This is a genomic window from Rhizorhabdus sp. (assembly GCF_018006725.1).
Lineage (GTDB): Bacteria > Pseudomonadota > Alphaproteobacteria > Sphingomonadales > Sphingomonadaceae > Rhizorhabdus.
In genome coordinates this window covers 1-7555 of sequence record NZ_JAGMXV010000218.1, presented here as the reverse complement: position 1 = coordinate 7555, position 7555 = coordinate 1, and the positions used below count along the sequence as shown (strand labels likewise).

Genomic DNA, 7555 nt, shown 5'->3' with positions numbered 1-7555 from the left:
GCCTATGACCGCGACGACCGGCTGCTGCTCAAGCGCATCTATTACTCGGTCGGTGGCGGTTTCGTCGTGACCGATACGGAACTGGAGCAGATGCGCGCCAGCAAGGCGCGCTCCAGCGACAGGAAGCCTCCGTTGCACTGCCCTCGAACAGCAGGTCGCTGAGTTCGCCCGCGCCCAGTTCGGCGCCCGTGGCGAGGATCGCGCCGCCGCCGAGCCGGTCGATCAGCCCGCTTGCCGCCGAGGCCACCGAGGCTTCGTCCGACAGGGTCAGCCCCGCCAGCGCGCCGAGTTCGTCCAGATTGGGGGTCGAGAGCGTCGCCCGGCGCATCAGGTCCCCGAACACCGCGATCGTTTCCGCACTGGCGAGGCGGCTGCCGCTGGTGGCGATCATCACGGGATCGAATACGACCGGTACGCCGGCAAGGTCAGGCCTGCACAGTCGATCGGCAACGCGCGCGGCGGTGTCGGGCGATCCGATCATGCCGATCTTGACCGCGTCGACGCCGATGTCCGACGCCACCGCATCGATCTGCGCGATGACGCTGTCGGCGGGGATGGCGTGGACGTCGGTGACGCCTAGCGTGTTCTGCGCGGTGATCGCGGTGATGGCCGTCATCGCGTGGCCACCGAGCAGGGTCACCGTCTTGATGTCGGCCTGGATGCCGGCACCGCCGCCGGAATCGGACCCGGCGACGATCAGGATACGCGTAACCGGCATCGCGATCAGGCGGCCTTGCGGACCGCGTCGCAGATCTGATCGACCATCGCCTCGACCAGCTTGCTGTCCTCGCCCTCGGCCATCACGCGAATCAGCGGCTCGGTCCCCGACTTGCGGATGACGAGGCGGCCGGTGCCTTCCAGCTGAGCCTCGGCATCGGCGATCGCCGCCTGGACCTTCTCGTCCTTGAGCGGTTCGCCGCCCGCGAAGCGGACATTCTTGAGCAGTTGCGGCAGCGGGTCGAACAGGTGGAGCAGGTCGCTCGCAGGCTTGCCGCTCTCGACCAGCTCGGCGAGCACTTGCAAGGCCGCCACGAGGCCGTCGCCGGTCGTTGCATGGTCGGACATGATGATATGGCCCGACTGTTCGCCGCCGACGTTGAAGCCCTCGGCGCGCATCGCCTCGACCACATAGCGGTCGCCCACCTTGGTCCGGTGCAGCGACAGGCCCTGCCCCTGCAGGAAGCGTTCAAGGCCCAGATTGGACATGACCGTAGCGACCAGCCCGCCCCCGCGCAGCTGGCCGCGCCGGTGTGCGCCGCTGGCGATCAGCGCCATCAACTGGTCGCCATCGACCACCCGGCCGAGATTGTCGACCACGATCAGCCGGTCGGCATCGCCATCGAGCGCAATGCCGATGTCGGCGCGCGTATCGCGCACCTTGTCCTGCAGCGCTCTGGTGTCGGTCGAACCGCATTTGTCGTTGATGTTGATACCGTTTGGGCTGACCCCCATCGAAATGACGTCGGCGCCCAGTTCCCACAGCGCAAGCGGCGCGACCTCATAGGCGGCGCCATTGGCGCAATCGACGACGATGCGCAGCCCTTCGAGGCGCAGATGCTCGGGGAAGCTGGACTTCACTGCGTGGACATAGCGGCCGCGCGCATCCTCGACGCGGCGCGCCCGGCCAATCTCGGCCGGCGCGGCGAGGCTCACCGGCGCGTCGAGCAGCCCTTCGATCGCGATCTCGTCGGCATCGGACAGCTTGTAGCCATCGGGGCCGAACAGCTTGATGCCGTTGTCGGCGAACATGTTGTGGCTCGCGGAGATCATGACGCCCAGGTCGGCGCGCATCGACCGGGTGAGCATCGCGACCGCCGGAGTCGGCATCGGGCCGAGCAGGACGACGTCCATGCCGACGCTGGTGAAGCCAGCGACGAGCGCGGACTCCATCATATAACCCGACAGACGCGTATCCTTGCCGATGACGACCCGGTGACGATGCTCGCCCCGGACGAAATGGGCCCCGGCTGCCTGCCCCACGCGCATGGCGATTTCGGCGGTCATCGGGCTCTCGTTGGTCCGCCCGCGAATGCCGTCGGTCCCGAAATATCTACGCACCATGCAACGATCCCCAAGTCAAAGCCGCTGCTAGATGCGCCGATTCCAATGGCGCCTCAAGCCCCTGCGGAGCAGAAGGGCGGCCACAGCTCTGCCATGACCGCCGCTCAGGCCTTAGCGCTCGTAAGCCTTGGGCAGCGCCTTCTCGACCGGGTCGAGATAGCGGTCGCGCAGGCGCGTCTGACGACTGACCGTCGGCTGCGCCACGCCGTCGATGAAGATGGCGGTCGGACGCGACGACAGTTCGAGCGGGTCGCCGCTCCAGACGACCACGTCGGCACGGCGCCCGGCACGGAGCGAGCCGATCTCACCATCCATGCCGATCGCCGCAGCGGGTTTCGATGTGATCGAGGCAAGCGCTGCCCCCCAGTCGAGCCCCTGCGCGCCGGGTATCTTGGTCAACGCCACCAGATTGCCGGCATATTGCGGGAGGAAGGACTCATAGGGTCCTTCCGAGATGTCGGCATTGGAGATGGCGACGGTGACCCCGGCCTTGGCGAGCCGCCCCACATTGGACTGAGTCGCGGCGATAGACTCGAATTTCTCGGGCAGGTCGATCAGGGCGGCAGCGATCACGGGAACGCGGGCGGCCGCGATCTCGCTGGCCACCATCCAGCCTTCGGTCGCGCCGACCAGCACCAGCTTGAGCGCCGGATATTGCTTCTTGAGGGCAAGCACCGAACGGATGTCGGACGCCCGCTCGACATGGACCAGCAGCGGCTGGGTCCCACGCAGAACCGGCCCGAGCGCCTCGGCATCCTGCCGCGTGATCAGCGCGTCCTTGCTGGCGAAATCGGCGCTCGCCGGGTTGGCTGCTGCCGAAAGCGCCGCCTTGAGCAGCGCATAGGCCGCCGGACGGCTCCCGCCCGCGGCCGACATGCCCTCTTCGCCCAATTCGATATATTGGAAGGCGCGCGGGCGCGTCACCGGATCGGGATCGGTGCCGAGGTCGATCACCGCCCCCTGCCCTGCGAACATCGTGTTGCCGGTGCCGGGCATGATGAAGGCCCGGGTGATCCCGGCCGACCGTTCGGTGCCGATGCGCTGGCCGTTCGGATTGACAGCCGTCGAGATGTCGAGCGCGGCCGAGAAGGGCGACTTGCCGGCGCTGAGGTCGTTGACCTCGGACATGCCATAGCCTTCCATCACGCCGAGGGTGCTGACGCCCGCGACGATGCCGGGGGATACCCATTTGCCGGTGGCGTCGATCACCGTCGCGCTCGCCGGCACGGCCACGCCGGCGCCTGCCGCGACGATGCGGCCATTGGTGATGACGACCGTGCCATTCTCGATCGGCTGCGATCCGTCGCCGATCGCGACGGTGCCGCCCGTAATCGCGATGGTCTCGGCAGTTGCCGGGAGGGCTGCCGTCGCAAGCGCCGCGCACAGGGCGCCGCCGAGCCCGCGGAGGAGCGTGGATCGGGTCATTTCACATCTCCCTCGCCGGGCTGGCCCAGCTCGAAATCACTCACCGGACGGAGCTTGGGATCATAGGCATCGTACAGCATCGCGCCATCGACCCAGACCTTCTCCGGCCGCGTGTAGACGCTGAGCGGATTGCCGTTCCACAGCACGACGTCGCCCATCTTGCCGGGCTTGAGACTGCCGGTCTTGTCGGCGATGCCCAGAGCCTTCGCGGGCGCGATGGCGAGCCAGGTCCAGGCCTGCTCGTCGCTGATCTGGAAGCCGGCGCGACGGCCCGAGGCAAGCGCCTTGGCGACCTCCTGGTTGAGCCGCTGGATGCCGTTCTGGTCGTCCGAGTGGATCATCACGCAGGCGCCCGCATTGTGCAGGATGGCGAGATTTTCCGGGATGCCATCGTAGCTTTCCATCTTGAAGCCATACCAGTTGGCCCAGACGGCGGCGCAGGTGCCGTTTGCCTTCAGAAGATCGGCGATCTTGTAGGCTTCGACGGCATGGTGGAAGGCGGTTACCTTGTAACCGAACTCCTTCGCCATATCGAGGACGATGCCCATCTCGTCGGCGCGGTAGCAATGGTTGTGAACGAGGATCTCGCCATCGAGAACGCCGCGCAGCGTGTCCATGGCGACGTCGCGCGACGGCGCCTCGCCACCCTTCTCCTCATATTTGTCCCACTTGCGCTTATATTCGGTCGCCTTGATCCAGGTCTGGCGATCGACCGCAACATTGCCCATGCGGGTCGAAGGTTCGCGCCCCTTCCCGCCATAGACGCGCTTGGGATTCTCGCCGCAGGCCATCTTCAGGCCATAAGGCGCGCCGGGGAACTTCATTCCCTGTACCGTGCGCGCATAGACATTCTTGAGCGTGACCGAGCGGCCCCCGAACAGATTGGCCGAACCGGGCAGGATCTGCAGCGTGGTCACGCCGCCATTGGCGAGCGCGCGGCTGAAACCGGGGTCCTGCGGCCAGACGCTATGTTCCGCCCAGACCTGCGCCGTCACCGGTGCGGTCGCCTCGTTTCCGTCGGAATGGGCCTCGACGCCCGGCGACGGATAGTCGCCGAGATGGCTGTGCACATCGATGATGCCGGGGGTGACCCACTTGCCCTTGCCCTCGATCAGCTTCGCGCCAGCCGGGATGGCGAGATCGGCACCGCCAACCTCGACGACCTTGCCGTCGGCGAGCAGGACGGTGCCATTCTCGATGCGGCCGCCTTCGCCGTCATAGACGGTCGCATGGACGATCGCGGTCGGCACGCCCGGATAGGGCTTGTAGGTCGACGGGAAGGGATCGTGATCGAACGCCTTGCCCTTGCCTGGCGGGGGCGCGTCGGACGACGCGGATTTGGGTGCTGCACCGCCCGAACAGGCGGTCAGCGCGAGCGCCATCGCGGCGCCGTAGAGGAACTTATTGGACACCGTGCATCCACTTCTTGATGACCGGGGAGAGAAGGAACAGCACCACGCCGATGCCGATCGAGACGAGGCCGATGGTCTGGAAGACACCCGCATAGGTGTCGAGGCTGACCTTGAGGTTGGTCACCTGACCGCCGACCGTTTCCACACTGGCGACCTGCGCGACCATGCCGGCCACATATTGGGCGCAGCTGATCGACAGGAACCACAGCCCCATCATCAGGCCGACGACACGCGCGATCGACAGCTTGGTGATCATCGAGAGGCCGACCGGCGAGATGCAGAGCTCGGCCATCGAATGGATCAGATAGAGCAGTGCGAGCCACCAGACCGACACCTTGAAGTCCGGCCCGGCATAGGCCGTGCCCCACACCAGCGCGAGGAAGCCGAGGCCGACGCCCGCAAGCGCGATGGCGAACTTGACCGGGATCGACGGCTCCAGCCCGCGTCGGCCGAGCGCGTTCCACAGGATCGAGGTCAATGGCGCCAGCAGCACGATGAAGAAGGCGTTGAAGAACTGGGTCTGCCCCGCCGACATGGTGAACATGCCGAAGATCGAGAGGTCGGTGTTGCGGTCGGCGAACAGGGTCAGCGAAGACCCTGCCTGCTCGAAAAGCGTCCAGAAGACGACGTTGAAGACGATCAAGACGATCGCCGCGACCATCATCTGAAACTCGACCTTGTTGCCCGCCTTGAGCGCCCAGAGCGGGATCAGGACGACGGAGGCGAGGAACGAGGCGAACAGCACCTTGCCCATGATCGGCAGGCCGAGCAGATAGCCGATCATGCCGCTGCCGGCCGGCGTCGCGGTGCTGTTCATCAGGTTGACGAACAGGAACCAGCCGACCGGCACCGCCGCGATCGCACCGATATAGATCAGCAGCGACCGGTCCTTGTCCTGTCCCGGAGGCGGATCGCCATAGCCGTCGAGCTTGTCGCCCGCGAACTGGATCAGCGCCCAGCTGATCATCATGCCGATCGCGGCGAGGCCGAAGCCGGCCCACCAGCCGAGCGCAACCGCGAGGAAGGGGCACAATATCTGCGAGAAGAGCGAGCCGAGGTTGATGCCCATGTAGAAGATCGTGAAGCCCGCATCGCGGCGGCGGTCGCCCTGCTCATAGAGCGCGCCGACGATCGTCGAGATGTTGGGCTTGAAGAAGCCGTTGCCGACGGTGACCATGGTCAGCGCGACCAGCATCAGCATCGTGTAGAAATCGTCGCGGTCGGCATCCGCTTTGAAGCCGCCCTTGGCGACGGTGCGGGCGACGCTTCCGTCGGGCGCGACAAGGTCGACGCTACCGTCCTCGCGGCCCTTGATCGCCAGCCGCCGATTGCCGTCGACGACGAACTGCTGCTTGGCGTCGTCGATCACCACCTCGTAACGCGCATTGTCGATCATCGCATAAGGCTTAGCGGTCGGGCCGCCGAAGCAGAGCGTCAGATAGCCGATCGACATCAGGATCGCGCCGAACTTCACCGACTTCTTCGAGCCGAGATAGCGATCGGCGAGCAGGCCGCCGACGAGCGGGGTCAGATAGACCAGCGCGGTGAACCCGCCGTAGAGGCCGTTGGTGGTCTGGTCGTTGAACAGGAAATGCTGCGCCAGATAGAGCGTCAGCAGTGCCCGCATGCCGTAGAAGCCGAAGCGTTCCATCGCCTCGGTGGAAAAGAGCCTGGCCAGCTGCCTGGGGTGGCCGAACCAGGTTTCGCCGTCCGAGCGGCTCACCTGACGGGATGCCGGCTCGGTCGTCGCGTCTGCGTCGGGATTGACCATGAAGTGCTTTCTGTTCTCGGCCCCAAGGGCCTTGCGTTATCGGCGCACAGCGCTTCACTCTCCCTCTCGCCACAGGCCCCTTGCCTGCCACGCCTGCCCACCCTTCCGTTCGGGACGGTGCGGACATGCGCCTGATGCGGCAAGCTTTTCGCTCGCCACCGGGCGATCAGGCCGTCCAGCGCTGCGCGGCCTTCATGGCTGTCAACAGTAACGGGGAATCCCGCTCTGTGAAGCCGATTGTTGCAATCGACACCAGCTGATAGACCGCGCGCCATGTTCAACGACCTGTCTTCGCCCGCCGCCCTTCTCGCCACGCGCCGCTCGGGGAAGCCGCGCGACATGGTCGCACCTGGCCCCAACGCAGCCGAGTTGTCTGCGATATTGAGCGCTGCGATGCGCGTGCCCGACCATGGCAAGCTGGCGCCCTGGCGCTTCGTGATCGTGGAACCCGCAGCCCGCGAAAGCTTCGCCGATATGCTCAAGGCTGCCTATCTAGCCGACAAACCCGGTGCCGGCCGCCTCGAGCTTGAGGCGATGGAACAGTTCGCGCGCCAGGCACCGACGCTGGTGGCCGTCCTTTCGACCCCGGTCGAGAGCAGCAAGATTCCGCTGTGGGAGCAGGAACTGTCGGCGGGCGCGGTCTGCATGAACCTGCTGGCCGCCACCCACGCCGCCGGATTCGTCGGCAGCTGGCTTACCGGCTGGCCGGCCTACAGCGCGAAGGTGCTGCAGAGCCTGGGCGGCCGCGCGGGCGACCGGATCGCCGGCTTTCTCTTTCTAGGTACGCCTGGGCGCGCGTTGGAAGAGCGTCCGCGCCCGGCCTATGAAGCTGTCGTTTCGACGTGGAAAGCCTGATTGCCATTGACGCGCCATGCTGTGTTAGCAC

Annotated in this window: 6 protein-coding genes; 1 reads left to right on the top strand and 5 read right to left on the bottom strand. The window is 66.2% G+C overall.

Going from position 1 to position 7555, the window contains the following annotated elements:
- Window positions 1–28 precede the first annotated feature (28 nt).
- From KAY22_RS21700 to KAY22_RS21680, 5 genes are all read right to left on the bottom strand, one after another.
- Window positions 29–718: a bifunctional hydroxymethylpyrimidine kinase/phosphomethylpyrimidine kinase gene (locus KAY22_RS21700; RefSeq protein WP_296625291.1), complete on the bottom strand. Its 690-nt coding sequence runs from the start codon at window positions 716–718 to the stop codon at window positions 29–31.
- Between the two features lie 5 nt (window positions 719–723).
- Window positions 724–2061 (bottom strand): phosphoglucosamine mutase, encoded by a 1338-nt coding sequence (gene glmM / locus KAY22_RS21695; RefSeq protein ID WP_296625290.1) that lies wholly within the window; start codon window positions 2059–2061, stop codon window positions 724–726.
- Window positions 2062–2172: 111 nt separating this feature from the next.
- Entirely contained in the window at window positions 2173–3486 is a 1314-nt protein-coding gene (locus tag KAY22_RS21690) for an amidohydrolase family protein (RefSeq protein ID WP_296625289.1), read from the bottom strand.
- Window positions 3483–4868, bottom strand: coding sequence for an amidohydrolase (locus KAY22_RS21685; protein WP_296625292.1), 1386 nt, complete (start codon window positions 4866–4868; stop codon window positions 3483–3485). Before KAY22_RS21685 ends, KAY22_RS21690 begins: the two co-directional genes overlap by 4 nt.
- A 19-nt stretch (window positions 4869–4887) precedes the next feature.
- Window positions 4888–6669: a peptide MFS transporter gene (locus tag KAY22_RS21680; RefSeq protein ID WP_296625288.1), complete on the bottom strand. Its 1782-nt coding sequence runs from the start codon at window positions 6667–6669 to the stop codon at window positions 4888–4890.
- A 273-nt stretch (window positions 6670–6942) separates the two neighbouring features.
- On the opposite strand from KAY22_RS21680, the gene KAY22_RS21675 reads away from it, so the two are divergent.
- Window positions 6943–7524, top strand: a complete 582-nt coding sequence (locus KAY22_RS21675) for a nitroreductase (protein ID WP_296625287.1) — start codon at window positions 6943–6945, stop codon at window positions 7522–7524.
- Window positions 7525–7555 lie beyond the last annotated feature (31 nt).

What these genes read in the sequence shown, in the direction of transcription:
- KAY22_RS21690 (WP_296625289.1), bottom strand. Translation starts at nt 3,486, where the DNA reads ATGACCCGATCCACGCTCCTCCGCGGGCTCGGCGGCGCCCTGTGCGCG.
- KAY22_RS21685 (WP_296625292.1), bottom strand. Translation starts at nt 4,868, where the DNA reads ATGGCGCTCGCGCTGACCGCCTGTTCGGGCGGTGCAGCACCCAAATCC.
- KAY22_RS21675 (WP_296625287.1), top strand. Translation starts at nt 6,943, where the DNA reads ATGTTCAACGACCTGTCTTCGCCCGCCGCCCTTCTCGCCACGCGCCGC.
- glmM (WP_296625290.1), bottom strand. Translation starts at nt 2,061, where the DNA reads ATGGTGCGTAGATATTTCGGGACCGACGGCATTCGCGGGCGGACCAAC.
- KAY22_RS21700 (WP_296625291.1), bottom strand. Translation starts at nt 718, where the DNA reads ATGCCGGTTACGCGTATCCTGATCGTCGCCGGGTCCGATTCCGGCGGC.
- KAY22_RS21680 (WP_296625288.1), bottom strand. Translation starts at nt 6,669, where the DNA reads ATGGTCAATCCCGACGCAGACGCGACGACCGAGCCGGCATCCCGTCAG.